The sequence below is a fragment of the Streptomyces sp. NPDC019890 genome, from assembly GCF_044903445.1.
Classification (GTDB): Bacteria; Actinomycetota; Actinomycetes; order Streptomycetales; family Streptomycetaceae; genus Streptomyces.
In genome coordinates this window covers 221,865-238,605 of record NZ_JBJDQK010000007.1, presented here as the reverse complement: position 1 = coordinate 238,605, position 16,741 = coordinate 221,865, and the positions used below count along the sequence as shown (strand labels likewise).

General features: G+C 71.0%; 20 protein-coding genes. 8 read left to right on the top strand and 12 right to left on the bottom strand.

Annotated features, from left to right (window positions below):
• Nucleotides 1-22 precede the first annotated feature (22 nt).
• Entirely contained in the window at nt 23-1,540 is a 1,518-nt protein-coding gene (locus ACI2LP_RS21065; RefSeq protein WP_404726014.1) for an ankyrin repeat domain-containing protein, read from the top strand.
• A 14-nt stretch (nt 1,541-1,554) separates the two neighbouring features.
• On the opposite strand, the gene ACI2LP_RS21060 is transcribed toward ACI2LP_RS21065, so the two are convergent.
• The 4 genes from ACI2LP_RS21060 to ACI2LP_RS21045 all read right to left on the bottom strand — a co-directional run bounded on the left by ACI2LP_RS21060 (nt 1,555) and on the right by ACI2LP_RS21045 (nt 4,089).
• A complete protein-coding gene (locus ACI2LP_RS21060; RefSeq protein ID WP_404726013.1) occupies nt 1,555-1,941 on the bottom strand; it encodes a barstar family protein in 387 nt (128 codons plus the stop codon).
• Nucleotides 1,942-1,959: 18 nt separating this feature from the next.
• Nucleotides 1,960-2,349: a ribonuclease gene (locus ACI2LP_RS21055; RefSeq protein WP_360874002.1), complete on the bottom strand. Its 390-nt coding sequence runs from the start codon at nt 2,347-2,349 to the stop codon at nt 1,960-1,962.
• 104 nt (nt 2,350-2,453) lie between these two features.
• On the bottom strand, nt 2,454-3,335 hold the full coding sequence (locus tag ACI2LP_RS21050; RefSeq protein ID WP_404726012.1) for an SDR family oxidoreductase: 882 nt from the start codon (nt 3,333-3,335) through the stop codon (nt 2,454-2,456).
• A gap of 1 nt (nt 3,336) precedes the next feature.
• Complete coding sequence (locus tag ACI2LP_RS21045) at nt 3,337-4,089, bottom strand: SDR family oxidoreductase (RefSeq protein WP_404726011.1); 753 nt, start codon at nt 4,087-4,089, stop codon at nt 3,337-3,339.
• 56 nt (nt 4,090-4,145) lie between these two features.
• Between ACI2LP_RS21045 and ACI2LP_RS21040 the strand changes: the two genes are divergently transcribed.
• Genes ACI2LP_RS21040 through ACI2LP_RS21025 form a run of 4 tightly spaced genes read left to right on the top strand, consistent with a single transcriptional unit; the run spans nt 4,146 to nt 7,604 of the window.
• On the top strand, nt 4,146-4,925 hold the full coding sequence (locus ACI2LP_RS21040; RefSeq protein ID WP_404726010.1) for an enoyl-CoA hydratase family protein: 780 nt from the start codon (nt 4,146-4,148) through the stop codon (nt 4,923-4,925).
• Complete coding sequence (locus ACI2LP_RS21035) at nt 4,922-5,773, top strand: CoA transferase subunit A (RefSeq protein ID WP_404726009.1); 852 nt, start codon at nt 4,922-4,924, stop codon at nt 5,771-5,773. The genes ACI2LP_RS21040 and ACI2LP_RS21035 overlap by 4 nt, the downstream gene beginning before the upstream one ends.
• On the top strand, nt 5,770-6,486 hold the full coding sequence (locus tag ACI2LP_RS21030) for a CoA-transferase subunit beta (RefSeq protein ID WP_404726008.1): 717 nt from the start codon (nt 5,770-5,772) through the stop codon (nt 6,484-6,486). Before ACI2LP_RS21035 ends, ACI2LP_RS21030 begins: the two co-directional genes overlap by 4 nt.
• Nucleotides 6,486-7,604 (top strand): NAD(P)H-dependent flavin oxidoreductase, encoded by a 1,119-nt coding sequence (locus tag ACI2LP_RS21025; protein WP_404726007.1) that lies wholly within the window; start codon nt 6,486-6,488, stop codon nt 7,602-7,604. Before ACI2LP_RS21030 ends, ACI2LP_RS21025 begins: the two co-directional genes overlap by 1 nt.
• 94 nt (nt 7,605-7,698) lie before the next feature.
• Here ACI2LP_RS21025 and ACI2LP_RS21020 read toward each other — a convergent pair whose 3' ends face one another.
• The 5 genes from ACI2LP_RS21020 to ACI2LP_RS21000 form a co-directional block, all read right to left on the bottom strand.
• A complete protein-coding gene (locus ACI2LP_RS21020) occupies nt 7,699-9,249 on the bottom strand; it encodes a DEAD/DEAH box helicase (protein ID WP_404726006.1) in 1,551 nt (516 codons plus the stop codon).
• 92 nt (nt 9,250-9,341) lie between these two features.
• Nucleotides 9,342-9,545, bottom strand: coding sequence for a cold-shock protein (locus tag ACI2LP_RS21015; protein WP_003969786.1), 204 nt, complete (start codon nt 9,543-9,545; stop codon nt 9,342-9,344).
• Nucleotides 9,546-9,743: 198 nt separating this feature from the next.
• Entirely contained in the window at nt 9,744-10,901 is a 1,158-nt protein-coding gene (locus ACI2LP_RS21010) for an acetyl-CoA C-acetyltransferase (RefSeq protein ID WP_404726005.1), read from the bottom strand.
• 17 nt (nt 10,902-10,918) lie between these two features.
• Nucleotides 10,919-11,539 carry a TetR/AcrR family transcriptional regulator gene (locus ACI2LP_RS21005; protein ID WP_404726004.1) on the bottom strand — a complete coding sequence of 207 codons (621 nt, stop codon included), beginning with the start codon at nt 11,537-11,539 and terminating at the stop codon, nt 10,919-10,921.
• 15 nt (nt 11,540-11,554) lie between these two features.
• Nucleotides 11,555-12,343, bottom strand: a complete 789-nt coding sequence (locus ACI2LP_RS21000) for an SDR family oxidoreductase (RefSeq protein ID WP_404726003.1) — start codon at nt 12,341-12,343, stop codon at nt 11,555-11,557.
• Between the two features lie 46 nt (nt 12,344-12,389).
• Here ACI2LP_RS21000 and ACI2LP_RS20995 point away from each other — a divergent pair, with 46 nt between their 5' ends.
• Nucleotides 12,390-13,529: an acyl-CoA dehydrogenase family protein gene (locus ACI2LP_RS20995; protein WP_404726002.1), complete on the top strand. Its 1,140-nt coding sequence runs from the start codon at nt 12,390-12,392 to the stop codon at nt 13,527-13,529.
• Complete coding sequence (locus tag ACI2LP_RS20990) at nt 13,529-14,509, top strand: acyl-CoA dehydrogenase family protein (protein ID WP_404726001.1); 981 nt, start codon at nt 13,529-13,531, stop codon at nt 14,507-14,509. The genes ACI2LP_RS20995 and ACI2LP_RS20990 overlap by 1 nt, the downstream gene beginning before the upstream one ends.
• Nucleotides 14,510-14,517: 8 nt before the next feature.
• Here the strand turns inward: ACI2LP_RS20990 and ACI2LP_RS20985 are convergent, their stop codons facing one another.
• On the bottom strand, nt 14,518-14,991 hold the full coding sequence (locus ACI2LP_RS20985; protein ID WP_404726000.1) for a pyridoxamine 5'-phosphate oxidase family protein: 474 nt from the start codon (nt 14,989-14,991) through the stop codon (nt 14,518-14,520).
• Nucleotides 14,992-15,101: 110 nt separating this feature from the next.
• On the opposite strand from ACI2LP_RS20985, the gene ACI2LP_RS20980 reads away from it, so the two are divergent.
• Nucleotides 15,102-15,389: a hypothetical protein gene (locus ACI2LP_RS20980; RefSeq protein WP_404725999.1), complete on the top strand. Its 288-nt coding sequence runs from the start codon at nt 15,102-15,104 to the stop codon at nt 15,387-15,389.
• Here the strand turns inward: ACI2LP_RS20980 and ACI2LP_RS20975 are convergent.
• Entirely contained in the window at nt 15,368-15,952 is a 585-nt protein-coding gene (locus tag ACI2LP_RS20975; RefSeq protein ID WP_404725998.1) for a HutD family protein, read from the bottom strand. The genes ACI2LP_RS20980 and ACI2LP_RS20975 overlap by 22 nt on opposite strands.
• Nucleotides 15,949-16,668, bottom strand: a complete 720-nt coding sequence (locus ACI2LP_RS20970) for a vWA domain-containing protein (RefSeq protein WP_404725997.1) — start codon at nt 16,666-16,668, stop codon at nt 15,949-15,951. The genes ACI2LP_RS20975 and ACI2LP_RS20970 overlap by 4 nt, the downstream gene beginning before the upstream one ends.
• Nucleotides 16,669-16,741: the final 73 nt, after the last annotated feature.

Sequence of the window (16,741 nt, the reverse complement as noted above, 5' to 3'; positions counted from 1 at the left end):
CGATCTTCCGTAGGCTCGAAATATGACGAAAGAGCCGACTGCGGAAGTCCGCGAGCTGTTCCGGGCCGTGTACAGCGGCGCGGACGACGCCGTCGTGGCGCTGCTCCGCAGGGGGATCCCCGCGGACACGACCGATGAGGAAGGGCAGACACCGCTGTACCGGGCGGCGGTGAGCGCCGAAGTGGGCATCGTGCGGCTGCTGCTGGCCGCGGGCGCCGACCCCGGGCGCGGCAGCGGTCCCGAGGGCGGGGATCTGCCGCTGTGCGGGGCGGCGGTCGGCGGACACACCGAGGTGGTGCGGGCCCTGCTGGCCGCGGGCGCCCGGCCCGATCAGCAGGAGGCGTACGGCTTCACGGCGCTGCGATGGGCGGTGACGCTCGGCCGTGCGTCGACCGCGGAGGCGCTGCTTGAGCACGGCGCCGATCCCGATCTGCCGGGGCCCGGCGGCGAGCTGCCGCTGGTGCTGGCGGCCCGCCGCGGCTCCCCGTCGACGGTGCGGGCGCTGCTGCGGCACGGCGCCGGAGCCGAAGCCAAGGAGGCGGCACTCGCCGAGGCCCGGCTGTGGCTCGAGCGGGATGTGGAGCAGGTGCTGCGCGAGGGGCTGCTGAGCGCGTGCGAGCAGGGCGAGGAGTACGAGACGGTGGCGCGCCGGGTCGCCGAGGACGGCGGGGAGACCGTCATCGTCGAGGTGCTTCAATCGGACGGCACGCCGCGGGCGGGCAATGAGCAGCAGACCGGCCATGCGGCGATCGTGACGCTCCTGGAGCGGGAGTTGGGTGTTCAGACGCCGTACGCCGACCTGGCCGCGCGGGCGCTGCGCTGCGGGGATCCCGACCAGGACGACTGGGTCGAAGCGGTGCTGGCGCTGTGGGCGCGTGGCGACGAGGAGACGTTCCAGGCGGCGGCCGCATGGTGCGCCAGCGGCGACCCGATGCGCCAGGCGTTCGCGGCGGACGTGCTGGCCCAACTGGGGTTCGGGAACGAGGGCTTGGGGCCGTTCGCCGCCCGGTCGCTGCCGCTGCTGCGCGAGCTGTCCCGTGAGGCGCGGGAGCCGGAGCTGATCCAGGCGGTCGTGCTCGGGCTCGGACACCACGGGGATCCGGCCGTGCTGCCGGAGATCCTGCGGCATGCCGGCCATCCGGACGCGGAGGTGCGCAACCAGGTGGCGCTCTCGCTGTTCGGGCTCGTTCCCGGCGATCACGCCGAGGGCATCGACGCGCTGATCGCACTGAGCCGGGACGCGGACCCTCATGTCAGGGACTGGGCGACCACGGCACTGGCGGACGTGGACGCCGATACGGACGAGATCCGCGAGGCGCTGGCCGCGCGGCTCACCGACCAGGACGTGGAGACCTCGGCGGAGGCGGCCCGGGGTCTGGCGATCCGTCAGGATCCGCGTGCGGAAGCGGCCCTGGCGCGGATTCTCGCGGACGAGGACCCGGACGGATACGCCCGGGGGGCGGCCGCGGACGCCGTGCAGCACATAAGGGACGAGAAGCTCAAGCGGCGGCTCGAGCAGACCCTGCCGCGCTGCCGCTGACCCTCCTCGGCCTGTCAGAGCAGTCGCAGCGCGCCCGGCGCCCGCTCCTCCATGATCTCCACCAGCCAGTCGAAGACGGTGGGGCCGAGGCCGGCCTTCGCCCGGTCCAACTGCTCCTGGATCGCGTCCCTGCTCAGCGGATGGCTGCGCCGCAGCCGCAGCTGAAGCTGCCGTACGGTCTCGTCGCGCCCCAGGGCAGTACGGGAGCGCTCGTGGTCGCGCCACTCGATGGCGAAGTCGCCGTCGTCCGGGGTTCCCATGCCGCCGCTGAGACAGTCGGCGAAGGAGTCGAGATTGCGGCCGAAGTAGCCGCCGGGCCCGTTCACGGCCTCGCCGATCACCCGCCAGAAGCTGTCCAGGCCGGTGACCTCCGCCCCGTCGATCACATAGGTCCTGGTCACGGGGCGGAGGATACCGGCTCAGCAGCCGTAGTCGACGAGGTCGAACGTCGCGTAGTGGTCGGCGGTGTAGTAGTCCTCGGCGGATGCCTGGCCCGTGACGATGCGGCGGGCACCGCGGGTCGACGAGCCCGGCGTCTTGACCGTGTACTCGTGGTAGTAGCCGGACGAGTGCGAGGGCAGGACGCCCTCGCGGTTCGAGAAGACCGTGCCGTCCTGCTTGTACGGGAACGGCCCGCCCTGCTCGATCAGATCGAGGGTGTCGTGCGCCTGGGAGGGGAGGTCGGAGTAGCAGATGTCACCGACGGCGGCCGCAGCCGTGGGGGAGGCCGTGGCCTGTCCGCCGATGACGAGCGTGGATACCAGGGCGGCAATGCCGCCGAGCGTGGCGATTCGTGGGGGGATTCGCATACGGACATCATGACGCGCGTAGACATGGACGCGTCAAGGGCAACCTCCTTTAGTTTTCTACGAGTTAACCTGAGTGGCCGCCGGGCTCCGCGCGGGGGTGAAGCTCAGCCCGCTCCGTACACGGATTGCGGATTCTCGGCGTCCGCAAGGAGCTTCAGCGCGGCCTCGCCCGCTTCGGCCGGAGTCCAGCGCGAGCCCTTGTCGGCGGTGGGGCCCGGCCGCCAGCCCTCCATGACGGTGATACGGCCCGCCTCGGCCTCGAAGACCCGGCCGGTCACGCCCGCACTCCCGGCCGAGCCGAGCCAGACGACGAGCGGCGAGACGTCCTCCGGCAGCGCACAGAGCCCGGCGAAAGTCTGTTCGGTCATGCGCGTACGGGCCGCGGGCGCGATGGCGTTGACCTGGACGCCGTACCGGCCGAGCTCCGCCGAAGCGACCAGCGTCAGACCGATGATCCCGGCCTTGGCCGCGGCATAGTTGCCCTGGCCGACGCTGCCCAACAGCCCTGCCCCCGAGGTGGTGTTGATGACCCGGGCGGACACGGGACGACCCGCCTTGGCCTCGGAGCGCCAGTGCGCGGCGGCGTGTTTGAGCGGCAGGAAGTGGCCCTTCACATGGACTCGCACGACCGCGTCCCAGTCGTCCTCGTCGAGGTTGACGAGCATCCGGTCGCGCAGAAAGCCCGCGTTGTTGACGAGGGTGTCGAGCCGTCCATAGGTCTCGAGCGCCGCGGTGACGAGACATGCCGCGCCATCGGTCGTCGCGATGTCGCCGCCGTGCGCCACCGCATCGCCGCCGGCCGCCGTGATCTCGTCGACGACCTGGCGGGCCGGGCTCGCCGACGAGCCCGCCCCGTCCAGGCCGACGCCCAGGTCGTTGACGACGACCTTCGCTCCTTCGGCGGCGAAGGCGAGCGCATGGGCCCGCCCCAGACCGCGCCCGGCACCGGTGACGATGACGACGCGTCCTTCGCAGATCCGGGTCATCTCACTTCTCCCTGTTGACAGTTGCGGCATCGAGAAAGGCGGGGCGCTCCCCGCCGCCGTGCACGAGCAGTGCGGCCCCGCTCACATAGGCCGCGTGGTCCGAAGCGAGGAACACGGCCGCCTCTCCGATCTCCGAGGGCTCGGCCAGCCGTCCCAGCGGCACCGTGCGGCCGACCGCCGCGATGCCCTCCTCGTCCCCGTAGTGCAGTGAGGAGAGTTCGGTGCGGACCATACCGAGCACGAGCGTGTTCACCCGGACCTCGGGCGCCCACTCGACGGCCATGGAGCGGGCCAGGTTCTCCAGACCGGCCTTCGCGGCCCCGTACGCCGCCGTGCCGGGCGAGGGACGGCCGCCGCTGACACTGCCGATCATCACGATCGAACCGCGCGAGGCCCGCAGATGTTCACGGGCCGCGAGGGACGCGGTCAGCGGCGCGGTGAGATTCAGCTCGATCACCCGGGCATGACGGGCCGCATCGCCCTCGCCGAGCAGCCGGTAGGGCGTCCCGCCCGCGTTGTTGACGAGGGTGTCCAAGCGGCCGTGCCGCGCGACGACGGCGTCGAAGAACTCTCCCACCGCGGCCGCATCGCGCAGATCCAGCGCCATGAACTCGGCGCCGGGTACCGGGACTTCGGGGCTTCTCCGGGCGCAAATCACCACTGTGGCGCCCGCCCGAAGGAACGCCCGGGCGATCCCGGCGCCGACGCCGCGCGTACCGCCGGTGACGACGGCGACCCTCCCGTCCAGCTCCATCGGCTGCTACCTTCCTCACCTAACAAATGTTTGGTGGAAAGGTAGCTGATCCGCCCATGGGTGTCTCCACCGCCTGCCCCGAGAAAGGCATCGCTCTCGTCACGGTCGACTTCCCGCCCGTCAACGCCCTTCCCGTACAGGGCTGGTACGACCTCGCCGACGCCCTGCGCACGGCGGGCCGCGACCCCGAGGTCCGCTGTGTCGTCCTGGATGCCGCGGGCCGCGGCTTCAACGCGGGTGTCGACATCAAGGAGATGCAGCGCGATGCCGGGCACAAGGCACTGCTCGGCGCCAACCGCGGCTGCTCCGAGGCCTTCGCCGCCGTGTACGAGTGCGAGGTGCCCGTCGTCGCGGCAGTGCACGGCTTCTGCCTGGGCGGCGGCATCGGCCTCGTCGGCAACGCGGACGCGATCGTCGCCTGTGACGACGCGGTCTTCGGGCTGCCGGAGCTGGACCGGGGCGCGCTCGGCGCGGCCACCCATCTCGCCCGGCTGGTCCCCCAGCATCTGATGCGCGCCCTGTACTACACCTCGCGCACCGTGACCGCCGCCGAACTGCACGCCCACGGCTCGGTCTGGAAGGTCGTCCCACGGGATCAACTGGCCGATGCGGCACTGGGGCTGGCCCGGGAGATCGCGCGGAAGGACGGCTGTCTGATCCGGCTGGCCAAGGCCGCCATCAACGGCATCGACCCCGTCGACGTACGCCGCAGCTACCGCTTCGAGCAGGGCTTCACCTTCGAGGCCAGCCTCAGTGGGGTCGCCGACCGCGTCCGCGACACCTTCGGCAAGGACGGCGTCGGCAACGACACCTTCGGCAAGGAGGACCGAGCGTGACCGACAAGACGATGACGCCCGACGAGGTGGTGTCCCGGCTGAGCAGCGGGATGACGATCGGCATCGGCGGCTGGGGCTCGCGCCGCAAGCCGATGGCGCTGGTGCGGGCAGTGCTCCGGTCCGGGATCACCGATCTCACCGTGGTCTCCTACGGTGGCCCGGACGTCGGCCTGCTCGCCGCAGCCGGCCGTATCCGCAGACTCGTCACGGCCTTCGTCACGCTCGACTCGATCCCGCTCGAACCGCACTTCCGCGCCGCGCGCGAACGCGGTTCGCTCGAACTGACGGAGATCGACGAGGCGATGTTCATGTGGGGGCTGCACGCCGCCGCGAACCGGCTGCCGTTCCTCCCCGTGCGGGCGGGCATCGGCTCCGACGTGATGCGGGTCAACCCCGGGCTGCGCACGGTGACTTCGCCGTACGAGGACGGGGAGGAGTTCGTCGCCGTACCGGCCCTGCGGATGGATGTCGCACTCGTCCATATGAACCGCGCCGACCGGCTCGGCAACGGCCAGTACCTGGGACCCGACCCCTACTTCGACGATCTGTTCTGCGAGGCCGCCGACGCCGCGTACGTCTCCTGCGAGCAGCTGGTGGAAACCGCCGAACTCACCAAGGACGCACCGCCCCAGTCGCTGCTGGTGTCGCGCCACAGCGTCAGCGGCGTCGTCGAGACCCCGAACGGCGCACACTTCACCTCCTGCGTCCCCGACCACCACCGCGACGAGGCCTTCCAGAAGCTGTACGCGACCACCCCGTGGCCCGAGTTCGCCGCGCGCTTCCTGTCCGGCGCCACCGAGCACGACTACCAGTCGGCCGTCCAGGCATGGCACAAGGAGCAGCAGTGACCATCAGTCGTTCCGAGTACTGCGTCATCGCCTGCGCGGAGGCGTGGCGCGACAACGGCGAGGTGCTGGCCAGCCCCATGGGGCTGATCCCGTCCTTCGGGGCCAGGCTCGCCAGGCGTACGTTCTCGCCCGATCTGCTGCTGACCGACGGCGAGGCGATGCTGGTCGGTCTCGACGGGGCGGTGGAGGGCTGGCTGCCGTACCGCAGGCATCTGACCATGGTCACCGGCGGGAAGCGGCACGTGATGATGGGCGCCAGTCAGCTCGACCGCTTCGGCAACCAGAACATCTCCTGCATCGGCGACTGGGCGCGCCCGAAGCGGCAGCTGCTCGGGGTGCGCGGCGCGCCCGTCAACACCCTGAACAATCCGGTCAGTTACTGGGTGCCGAGGCACTCGACACGGGTCTTCGTCGAACGCGTCGACATGGTGAGCGGCGTGGGCTACGACCATGCTGCGGGCGCCCTCTACCACCGCATTCCACGCGTCGTCTCCGATCTCGGTGTCTTCGACTTCGAATCCGACGACCGCTCGATGCGGATTGCGTCCGTGCACCCGGGGGTCACGGTCGAGCAGATCCAACGCGCCACCGGCTTCGCTCTGGCGATCGGCCCGGACGTCCCGTACACCCGCGATCCGAGCGCCGACGAGCTGCGTCTGATCCGCGAGGTGATCGACCCGACGGGAGCGCGCGAGCGCGAGGTCCCCGCGTGATGGAGACGGCACTGACCAGACTGGTCGGGGTCGAGCACCCCATCGTGCAGACCGGGATGGGCTGGGTCGCGGGACCCCGGCTGGTCTCGGCCACCGCCAACGCGGGGGCGCTCGGGATCCTCGCCTCCGCGACGATGAGCGTCGACCAGCTGCGCCGGGCCGTTCGCGAGGTCATGTCCCGCACGGACGCGCCCTTCGGTGTCAATCTCCGCGCCGACGCCGGCGACGCCCGCGAACGGGTGCGGATCATCATCGACGAGGGCGTACGGGTCGCCTCCTTCGCCCTTGCGCCCTCCCGCGAGCTGATCGCCGAGCTCAGGGACGCGGGCGTGGTGGTGATCCCCTCGATCGGGGCCCGCCGCCATGCGGAGAAGGTGGCGGCCTGGGGTGCGGACGCGGTGATCGTGCAGGGCGGCGAGGGCGGCGGGCACACCGGCGATGTCGCAACGACCGTGCTGCTGCCGCAGGTTGTGGACGCGGTCGACATCCCGGTGATCGCGGCGGGCGGCTTCCACGACGGGCGGGGCCTGGTCGCCGCGCTCGCCTATGGGGCGGCGGGCATCGCGATGGGCACGCGTTTCCTGCTCACGTCCGACTCGACCGTCCCGGACGCGGTCAAGGCGACGTACCTGGCCGCGACGGTCAAGGACGTGACGGTCACCACCGCGGTCGACGGTCTGCCGCACCGGATGCTGCGTACGGAGCTCGTCGACTCGCTGGAACGGGCGGGCCGTACGAGAGCGCTGGCGCAGGCGGTGCGGCGGGCCGCGGGGTTCCGGAAGCTCTCGGGCCTGTCGTGGTCGCGGATGCTGCGCGACGGGCTGGCGATGAAGCACGGCAAGGACCTGACCTGGAGCCAGGTGCTGCTCGCCGCGAACACGCCGATGCTGCTGCGGGCGTCGATGGTGGAGGGCCGGACGGATCTGGGGGTGATGGCGTCGGGACAGGTGGCGGGGCTGATCGAGGACCTGCCGAGCTGCGAGGAGCTGGTGAGGCGGGTGATGTCGGACGCGGCGGGGGTGCTCGCCGCGCTGCCGGGGGCGCTGCCCCCGGACCCGCCCCCTACGCCCTGCGGGCGTGGGGGGACCCCCAGCTCCTCAATCGCCGGACGGGCTTGACATGCCCGGGCAGATCAAGCCCCGTGGGGGTCCCCCGGACGAAGTCTGGGGGAGATTGAGGCGCGCGGTTCGGGGCGGAGCCCCGACGCACCGGCTAGGCCGCCGTACGCCGTCCGCCCTGCGCGCCGCCCCGTGCCGGGCGACCCCCCTGGCGGGGCTGGCCCGACTGCGCCCCCTGGCCGCCGCCCTGCCCACCACGCCGACCGCGGCTCCGGCCGCCGCCACCGCTCTGCGCACCCTGCCCCGGTACCTGCGCGCGACGGCGCTGCGGCCGCTGCTGTTGCACGACCGGCTGCGGGACCTCGATCGTGATCGCGATCCCCGACGGCTCGCGCGCCCCGGTGAGACGGGCAAGCTCCTCGTCGCTGGACTTGATCCTGGCCGTGCGCGGGCTGATGCCCGCGTCCGCCATCAGCCGCGTCATCTCACGCCGCTGCTCGGGCAGCACCAGCGTGACGACGCTGCCGGACTCGCCCGCCCGCGCGGTGCGGCCGCCACGGTGCAGATAGTCCTTGTGGTCGACGGGCGGATCGATGTTCACGACCAGGTCGAGATCGTCGACATGGATGCCCCGGGCCGCCACATTCGTCGCGACCAGCGCGGTGACCTGACCGTTCTTGAACTGGTCGAGCGTGCGGTTGCGCTGCGGCTGCGAACGCCCGCCGTGCAGCGCCGCGGCCCGTACGCCGCTGGCCAGCAGCCGCTTGGCGAACCGGTCGGCGGAGCGCTTCGTGTCGACGAAGAGGATCACCCGGCCGTCGCGCGCCGCAATACGCGTGGCCACGGCCTTCTTGTCGGTCTCGTCCACGACGTGCAGCACATGGTGCTCCATCGTGGTCACCGCACCCGCGGACGGGTCGACCGAGTGCACAACGGGGTCGGTGAGGAACATCCGTACGAGCCGGTCGATGTTCTTGTCCAGCGTCGCCGAGAAGAGCATCCGCTGGCCGTCCGCCTCGACCTGCTTGAGCAGCGCGGTGACCTGCGGCATGAAGCCCATGTCGGCCATCTGGTCGGCCTCGTCCAAGACGGTGATCGCCACCTGGTCCAGTACGCAGTCGCCGCGTTCTATGAGGTCCTTGAGCCGCCCGGGCGTGGCCACCAGCACCTCGGCGCCGCGCCGCAGCGCGCCCGACTGCTTGCTGATCGACAGACCGCCGACGACCGTGGCGAGCCGCAGCTGCACGGAGGTCGCGTACGGCGACAGCGCGTCGGTGACCTGCTGTGCGAGCTCGCGGGTCGGTACGAGGACGAGCGCGAGCGGTGCCTTCGGCTCGGCGCGCCGGCCCGCGGTGCGCGCGAGCAGCGCCAGCCCGAAGGCGAGGGTCTTGCCGGAGCCGGTGCGCCCGCGGCCGAGGATGTCGCGGCCCGCGAGTGAGTTCGGCAGGGTCGCGGCCTGGATCGGGAAGGGCTCGGTCACGCCCTGGGCCGCGAGGGTCTTGAGCAGTGCGGCCGGCATGTCCAGCTCGTCGAACGCGCCGGCGGCGGGCAGCGCGGGCGTGACGGTTTCCGGCAGGGTGAATTCCTGCGGGGGCGCCACCTTGCGGGCAGCAGTCTTGCCGGAACCCTTCACGGGGCCCTTGGCGCGGGAACTGACCGGGCGCCTGCGGGCCGGACGGGCGGCCGGGCGTTCGGAGCGAGTCATTCGGAGTTTGCCTTCCTTGGCCTGAGAACAGCACAAACCGGGGCCCGCACCACGACGGTGCGGGCCCCGGCTGCGAGATACGCGTCCAGCGATTAGGCCGGGACGATGTTCTCCGCCTGCGGGCCCTTCTGGCCCTGCGTGACGTCGAAGGAGACCTTCTGGCCTTCCTGGAGCTCACGGAAGCCGGAGGTCGCGATGTTCGAGTAGTGGGCGAAGACGTCGGCGCCGCCGCCGTCCTGCTCAATGAAGCCGAAGCCCTTTTCCGAGTTGAACCACTTCACGGTTCCAGTAGCCATGTCATTCTCCTAAAACAGGGGCAAGCCGAAAACTCACACCTCGTGAGTTTCCCGTCGCTGCATTGACCCCCATCCGGAAAAGCCGGAAACAATAATGTGCGCCTGAGGAAGCATTCCCGTCAGGCGCACACAAAGTTCATGGGTACCAAAACTGCAACGTCGCCAACCGTAGCACGCCACGTCCCAAAACGCTCGTGATCACAGCCGTTCGATCATCGTGACGTTGGCCTGACCTCCCCCTTCACACATCGTTTGCAGTCCGTACCGCCCTCCCGTGCGCTCCAGTTCATGAAGCAGCGTCGTCATCAGCCGGACGCCCGTGGCGCCGAGTGGGTGACCCAGCGCGATGGCGCCGCCGTTGACATTGACCTTGTCCGGGTCGGCGCCGGTCTCCTTCAGCCAGGCGAGCACCACGGGCGCGAAGGCCTCGTTGATCTCGACCAGGTCGATGTCGTCGATCGACAGGCCGGTCTTCTTCAGTGCGTACGCCGTCGCCGGGATCGGGGCCGACAGCATCCGGATCGGGTCCTCGCCGCGTACGGAGAGATGGTGGACACGGGCCCGCGGCGTCAGGCCGTGCACGGCGACGGCCCGTTCGCTCGCGATGAGCATCGCCGCCGCGCCGTCCGAGACCTGCGAGGAGCACGCGGCCGTGATGGTGCCGCCGTCCAGGACCGGCTTCAGGGCCGCCATCTTCTCCAGCGTGGTGTCGCGGCGCGGGCCCTCGTCCACGGTCATGTCGCCGTACGCCACGAGCTCCCGCTCGAAGCGCCCCTCGTCGATGGCGCGGATGGCCCGCCGGTGGGAGAGCAGCGCGAACTCCTCCATGTCGCGCCGTGAGATTCCCCACTTCTCGGCGATCAGCTGTGCGCCGTGGAACTGGTTGACGGGCTGGTCGCCGTACCGGGCACGCCAGCCCTCGCTGCCCGCGAACGGGCCGCCGGTCAGCCCGAGCGGTTCGGCGGCCTGCCGGGACGCGAAGGCGATGGGGATCTGCGTCATGTTCTGCACGCCGCCCGCGACGACCAGGTCCTGGGTGCCCGACAGCACGCCCTGTGCGGCGAAGTGCACCGCCTGCTGGGAGGAGCCGCACTGACGGTCGATCGTCACGCCCGGCACCTCCTCGGGCAGTCCCGCCGCCAGCCATGCCGTACGGGCGATGTCGCCGGCCTGCGGGCCCACCGTGTCGAGGCAGCCGAAGACGACGTCCTCGACGGCGGCGGGGTCGATCCCGGAGCGTTCGACCAGGGCGGTAAGGACATGCGCGCCCAGGTCGGCCGGGTGCACCCCGGCCAGTCGGCCCTTGCGCCTGCCCACCGGAGTGCGCACCGCTTCGACTATGTAGGCCTCGCCCATGACAACTCCTTGGTCGGTCAGCTGCGTACGGCGATTCCGTCCAGCACCATCGACAGGTACTGGCGGGCGATCTCCTCGGGGCTGTGCTGCCCGCCCGGCCGGTACCAGGACGCCGCGACCCACACGGTGTCGCGCACAAACCGATAGGTGAGCCGGACGTCCAGGTCGGCGCGGAACACCTGCTCCCTGACCCCGCGCTCCAGGGTCCCGAGCCATGCCTTCTCGAACTTCTGCTGCGAGTCGGTGAGGTAGTGGAAGCGGGGCTGGGCGGCCAGGTGCCTGGACTCCTTCTGGTAGATCGCGACGGCGGCGCGGTGCCGGTCGATCTCCCGGAAGGACTCGGTGACAAGGGCCTCGATGGTCTCCCGGGGCCCGAGTCCGGCGGCGAGCACGCTGTCGTAGCCCTGCCAGAGCTCGTCGAGAAAGGTGGAGAGGATCTCGTCGAGCATCGATTCCTTGGAATCGAAGTGGTAGTAGAGGCTGCCGGCGAGCATCCCCGCCTCGTCCGCGATCTTGCGGACGGTGGTGGCGTTGTACCCCTGGGCGGCGAACACCTCGGCGGCGGTGTCCAGGAGCTCGCGGCGGCGCTCGGGTGAGGGGGTCACCTGGTTCTTCTTCTTGTTCGGCTGGTTCGGCACACGGTCATTCTCCGTCTACGCGTGCTGGCTGCTGATGGAGACGACCTCGCCGGTGAGGTACGAGGAGTAGCCGCTGGCCAGGAAGACGATGGCGTTGGCGATCTCCCACGGCTCGGCGTAGCGCCCGAAGGCCTCCTTGGTGATCAGCTCGTCGAGCACCTCGGGCGATGTGACCTTCACCAGATGCGGGTGCATGGCGAGGCTGGGGGCGACGGCATTGACGCGTACGCCGTACGTGGCCGCTTCGATCGCCGCGCAGCGGGTGAGCGCCATGACTCCGGCCTTGGCGGCGGCGTAGTGCGCCTGGCCGGACTGGGCACGCCAGCCGACGACGGAGGAGTTGTTGACGATCACTCCGCCACGGCCGGTCGCACGGAAGGAGCGCAGGGCGGCCCGGGTACAGCGGAATGTGCCGTTCAGGGTGACGTCGATGACCTTGTCCCACTGTTCGTCGCTCATGTCGACGAGGGCGGCAGTGCCGCCGAGGCCCGCGTTGTTGACGACGATGTCGAGGCCGCCGTGTTCCTGTACGACGGCCTCGAACAGGGCCTGGACCTGGCTCTCGTCGGTGACGTCGCACGGCAGTGAGGTCACGGCGTCGGGGCCGAACTCCTCCGCGAGTGCAGCCTGGGACTCCTTGAGCCGGCGCGAGTGCGCGTCGCTGATGAGGATGCGGGCGCCCTCCTCCAGGAATTTGCGGGCGGTCGCGCCCCCGATGCCGGCGCCGGCCGCGGCGGTGATCACGGCGGTACGGCCCTTCAGCAGGCCGTGGCCCGGTACGTACTGCGCCCTGTTGTCCGTCACAGCAGCACGTTAACCTACCAAACACTTGTTAGGGAAGGAGGTCCGGATGGATCTGGACCACTCCGCCGCCGACGAGGCGCTGCGGGACGAGGCCCGCGCCTGGCTCGCGGCCCATGTGCCCGCCGAGCCGCTGCCGTCGCTGGAGACTCGGGAGGGCTTCGCGGCGCACCGGGCGTGGGAGGCACAGCTGCACGCGGACCGCTGGTCGGTCGTCTCCTGGCCGCACCGGTACGGCGGGCGGGGCGCCGGCATCTTCGGCTGGCTGGTCTTCGAGGAGGAGTACTACGCGGCGGGCGCGCCGGGGCGGGTCTCGCAGAACGGCATCAATCTGCTGGCCCCCACGCTCTTCGACCACGGGACGGACGAGCAGCGCGCGCGGGTGCTGCCCCCGATGGCGAGCGGCGAGGTGATCTGGGCGCAGGCGTGGTCGGAGCCCGAGTCGGGCTCCGACCTCGCGTCGCTGAAGTCCCGTGCGGTGCGCACGGACCGCGGCTGGCTGCTGAGCGGCCAGAAGACATGGTCCTCGCGGGCCGCCTTCGCCGACCGGGCGTTCGGCATCTTCCGCACGGACCCCGATGCGCCGAAGCCGCATCAGGGGCTGACCTATCTGATGTTCGACCTGTCGGCGGACGGGGTGACGGTCCGCCCGATCGGCCGGCTGGACGGCAGGCCCGCCTTCGCCGAGCTCTTTCTCGACAATGTCTTCGTCCCGGACGAGGACGTGATCGGCGAGCCGGGTCAGGGCTGGCGGATCGCGATGTCCACGACGGGCAACGAACGCGGGCTGATGCTGCGCTCCCCCGGCCGTTTCCTGGCCGCCGCGGACCGTCTCGTACACCAGTGGCGCGAGCGGGGCGAGAACCCGGGTGTACGTGACCGGGTCGCGGACGCGGTGATCGGGGCGCGGGCGTATCAGCTCTTCACCTACGCGGAGGCCTCGCGCTTCGCGTCGGGCGCGAGCATCGGCGCGGAGTCCAGCCTGAACAAGGTCTTCTGGTCCGAGTACGACATCGCCCTGCACGAGACGGCGCTCGATCTGCCCGGCCCGGACGGTGAACTCGCCGACAGCGACTGGGCCGAGGGCTATGTCTTCGCGCTGGCGGGCCCGATCTACGCGGGCACGAACGAGATCCAGCGCGACATCATCGCCGAGCGGCTGCTCGGCCTTCCGAAAGGCCGCCGCTGATGCGTTTTCTCCTTGACGATGAACAGCGGGCGTTCGCGCAGTCCCTGGACGCGATGCTGACGGCTTCGGATCCCGCGGCGGCGGCCCGCGCCTGGGCGGCGGGGGACCATGCGCCGGGTCTGGCCCTGTGGTCCCGGCTGGCCGAGGCGGGGGTCTTCGCGCTGGCGGTCCCGGAGCCGTACGAGGGCGTGGGCCCGCTCCCGGTCGAACTGACGGTGGCCTTCGTGGAGCTGGGCCGCCACGCGGTTCCGGGCCCTGTGGTGGAGACGGTCGCGTCGGCGGCGCTCCTGACACGCCTGTCGGAGCAGGGCGACACGAGCGCGGCGAAGCGTCTGCTGCCGAGCCTGGCCTCGGGCGAGGCACTGGCGACTCTGACGACGGGGGGCGGCTGTGCGCTGGACGCGGACGCGGCGGCGGTGATGCTGGTGGCGACCGCCGAGGACTCGGCACTGCGCGTCGCCCCCTCCCACGGCGCCGTTCGCGCGTCCCTCGATCCCGTACGGCGGTTGGCCGTTCCCGCGCAGGGGGGCGAGGTTCTCGCCGAGGGCGCGCATGTCGGGGACGCCGCCGCCCACGCCGGTGACCTCGCGCGGCTCGTCACCGCCGCGCAAGCCCTCGGCGTCGGGCTCGCGCTGCTCGAGCGGACCGTTGCGTACGTCAAGCAGCGCACCCAATTCAGGGTTGCCATCGGGTCGTTCCAAGCGGTCAAGCACCGGCTTGCCGATGTCCTCGTCGGGCTGGAGTTCGCCCGGCCGCTGCTCTACGGGGCCGCCCTTTCGACGGCCCCCGCCGACATCGCCGCCGCGAAAGTCGCCGCGGGTGAGGCCGCGTACGCCGCCGCCCGTGCCGCGCTCCAGCTGCACGGCGCGGTCGGGTACACCGACGAGCTCGACCTCTCGCTCTGGCTGCGCAAGGCGCGGCCGCTGCGCGACGCCTGGGGCACCCCCGCGCAGTGCCGGGCGCGGGTGCTCGGCGGCTGACCCGGCACTCAGCGGCGCCGGTGCTCGCGTACGCCCTCGCCCGGGCGCCAGGAGCGTACGACCAGCTCATCGCCGTCGACGTGCGTCTGCACCACCTCGCCGATCTCCACCCGGAAGAGGTGGTACGGCTCCGGTGGCCCGACCTCCGCCGTGAAGCGGGCCTTCGCTGCGGAGTCGGTCACCTCCACCGCGCGCCCCGCGATCCGGACGTCGCCGCCGTCCATCGAGTCGTCCGGCCCCGGGTTCGCATGGAGCGCGCAGCGCGGATCGCGCTGGAGGTCCTGCGCCTTGCGGGAGCCCGGCATCATGCCGAGCCACAACTCACCGAAGCGGAAGTCGGCTTCGAGCCCCGTCACCCGCGGGGACCCGTCCTTGCGCACGGTCGCCAGGACATGGTGCTTGTAGCGACCGAAGCGGTTCTGTACGGCCTCGGCAAAGGCGGGCTCCGCCGCCAGGAAATCCGCCCATGAACGAGATGTCATGAGGCCATCGAACCGCCAAAAAGCGACATCCGCTGTCGGGTTTGCTCTCCGTGTGCCGATCCAGGGCGAACGTGCTCTGCTGGAAGGCGGGCAAACCAAGGAGGACCCCGATGACGATCTTCGTGCATGCGACTCTCCCCGGCGTCACCACCGACCAGTACGACGCCCTCAATGCGGAACTGCAGAAAACGCCCGAGATCTTCGCGGGCTGTCTGTCGCACGCCTGCGTGCCCGGCGACTCGGGCCTGGAGATCTACGACCTCTGGGAGTCGGAGGAAGCCATGAACAAGTTCACCGCGGCCATGATGCCCGTCGCCGAACGTTCAGGCATGCCCGCGGGCCCGGGTGGCGGCCCGACGATCTCGCAGGTCCACAACTACTGGGTGCCCGGCGCCTGACCGGCCGCACTCCGCAGGGTGACAACCGCCGCGTGCCCCTCCGTACGCAGCGAGCCGGGCGACTCGTCGAGGACGACAGCGTCGCACAGGCCGAGCGTCACCCCCGCCTCCTTGAGGACCGTCGGCCCGTCCAGCGCGACGATCACGACCGTCGAGCCGGCCGGCACGACAACCAGCAGTCCTCCCCGCACCACCGAGGTCAGAGCGGCCGTGCGTCCCCCTCGGTACATGACGTTGAAGTTGACGACGGGCCCGGCCAGGAGCCTGCCGTCGGTCTCGACGTCGCCGGGGAAGTCGTAGGGCCGGTACCGCTCGGCGGCCAGTACCTGCTGCCCGCCGACCATGAGGTCCATCCCCGCTCCCTCGACCACGGTCAGCGTGCGCGCGATCCCGGGGAAGGCGGAGAACGGCCCGTCCGCTGCGACATCCGCGAGGCTGATACGCCAGTCGAAGTCGTCCATCGACGCGCCCTCGGGCGAGAGGGCGATCTCACGGGTGACGCCGCCGCCGTTCTTCCACGGGACGGCGGTACGGTCCGCCGCCCGCAGCACCCGCGGCGTCATCGCACGATGCCCTGCGCCCGGGCCGCGGCCAGCCACTGCGGGAACTCGGCGACCAGCCGGTCGTACAGCTCCTCGTCCGGGACCTTGCGCGGGTCGAGCCCGGCGTGGAAGAAACCGGCGTTGTCGACCGGCCGTTTGCCGGGCACGGCGAGCTCGTCGAGCTTGTGCAGGAAGTCGAACTGCGTACTGCGCTTGTTGCCGAAGCCGATGAACTGCCAGAACAGCGGCAGCTTCGCCGCCTTGCACAGATAGCGCTCCGCCGCGTGCTTGCTGATCGGGCCGCCGTCCGTCTGGAAGACGACGAGCGCGGGCGCGGTCGAACCGCTGTCGATGTAGTGGTCGATGACCGCGTCCATCGCCAGGTGGTAGCTGGTCTTGCCCATGTGGCCGAGGCCCGCCACGATCTCGTCGACCCGGCCCCGGTGGTTCTCCAGGGCGATGTCGGTGACCGCATCTATGTCCGTGGAGAAGAAGACGAGAGGTACGGAGCCGTCGTCGTCGAGGTTGGCCGAGAGACCGAGCACCCGGTCGGCGAGCGCCTGCACGCTGCCGTCCTTGTAGTAGTCCTTCATGGAGCCCGAGTAGTCGAGCACCAGATAGACGGCGGCTCGCTGCCCGCTCAGACCGTGCTTCTGCAGCGATACGCCCGCGCTCTTGTAGAGGCTGACGAGCGCGGGCGCCTTCTCCTCGACCTTGGCGAGGCTGATGGCCGCCATGCGGGGCTCCGTTCGTGCGAGGGGACGGGAGAGTTGAGGCTACGTCACCGGAACGCGACCGGGCCGGTCCCCC

Coding starts and splice junctions, on each gene's coding strand:
- ACI2LP_RS21050 (WP_404726012.1), bottom strand. CDS start 3,335: ATGACCCGGATCTGCGAAGGACGCGTCGTCATCGTCACCGGTGCCGGG.
- ACI2LP_RS20980 (WP_404725999.1), top strand. CDS start 15,102: ATGACGATCTTCGTGCATGCGACTCTCCCCGGCGTCACCACCGACCAG.
- ACI2LP_RS21065 (WP_404726014.1), top strand. CDS start 23: ATGACGAAAGAGCCGACTGCGGAAGTCCGCGAGCTGTTCCGGGCCGTG.
- ACI2LP_RS20975 (WP_404725998.1), bottom strand. CDS start 15,952: ATGACGCCGCGGGTGCTGCGGGCGGCGGACCGTACCGCCGTCCCGTGG.
- ACI2LP_RS21025 (WP_404726007.1), top strand. CDS start 6,486: ATGGAGACGGCACTGACCAGACTGGTCGGGGTCGAGCACCCCATCGTG.
- ACI2LP_RS20970 (WP_404725997.1), bottom strand. CDS start 16,668: ATGGCGGCCATCAGCCTCGCCAAGGTCGAGGAGAAGGCGCCCGCGCTC.
- ACI2LP_RS21015 (WP_003969786.1), bottom strand. CDS start 9,545: ATGGCTACTGGAACCGTGAAGTGGTTCAACTCGGAAAAGGGCTTCGGC.
- ACI2LP_RS21055 (WP_360874002.1), bottom strand. CDS start 2,349: ATGCGAATCCCCCCACGAATCGCCACGCTCGGCGGCATTGCCGCCCTG.
- ACI2LP_RS21010 (WP_404726005.1), bottom strand. CDS start 10,901: ATGGGCGAGGCCTACATAGTCGAAGCGGTGCGCACTCCGGTGGGCAGG.
- ACI2LP_RS21020 (WP_404726006.1), bottom strand. CDS start 9,249: ATGACTCGCTCCGAACGCCCGGCCGCCCGTCCGGCCCGCAGGCGCCCG.
- ACI2LP_RS21045 (WP_404726011.1), bottom strand. CDS start 4,089: ATGGAGCTGGACGGGAGGGTCGCCGTCGTCACCGGCGGTACGCGCGGC.
- ACI2LP_RS20995 (WP_404726002.1), top strand. CDS start 12,390: ATGGATCTGGACCACTCCGCCGCCGACGAGGCGCTGCGGGACGAGGCC.
- ACI2LP_RS21040 (WP_404726010.1), top strand. CDS start 4,146: ATGGGTGTCTCCACCGCCTGCCCCGAGAAAGGCATCGCTCTCGTCACG.
- ACI2LP_RS20985 (WP_404726000.1), bottom strand. CDS start 14,991: ATGACATCTCGTTCATGGGCGGATTTCCTGGCGGCGGAGCCCGCCTTT.
- ACI2LP_RS20990 (WP_404726001.1), top strand. CDS start 13,529: ATGCGTTTTCTCCTTGACGATGAACAGCGGGCGTTCGCGCAGTCCCTG.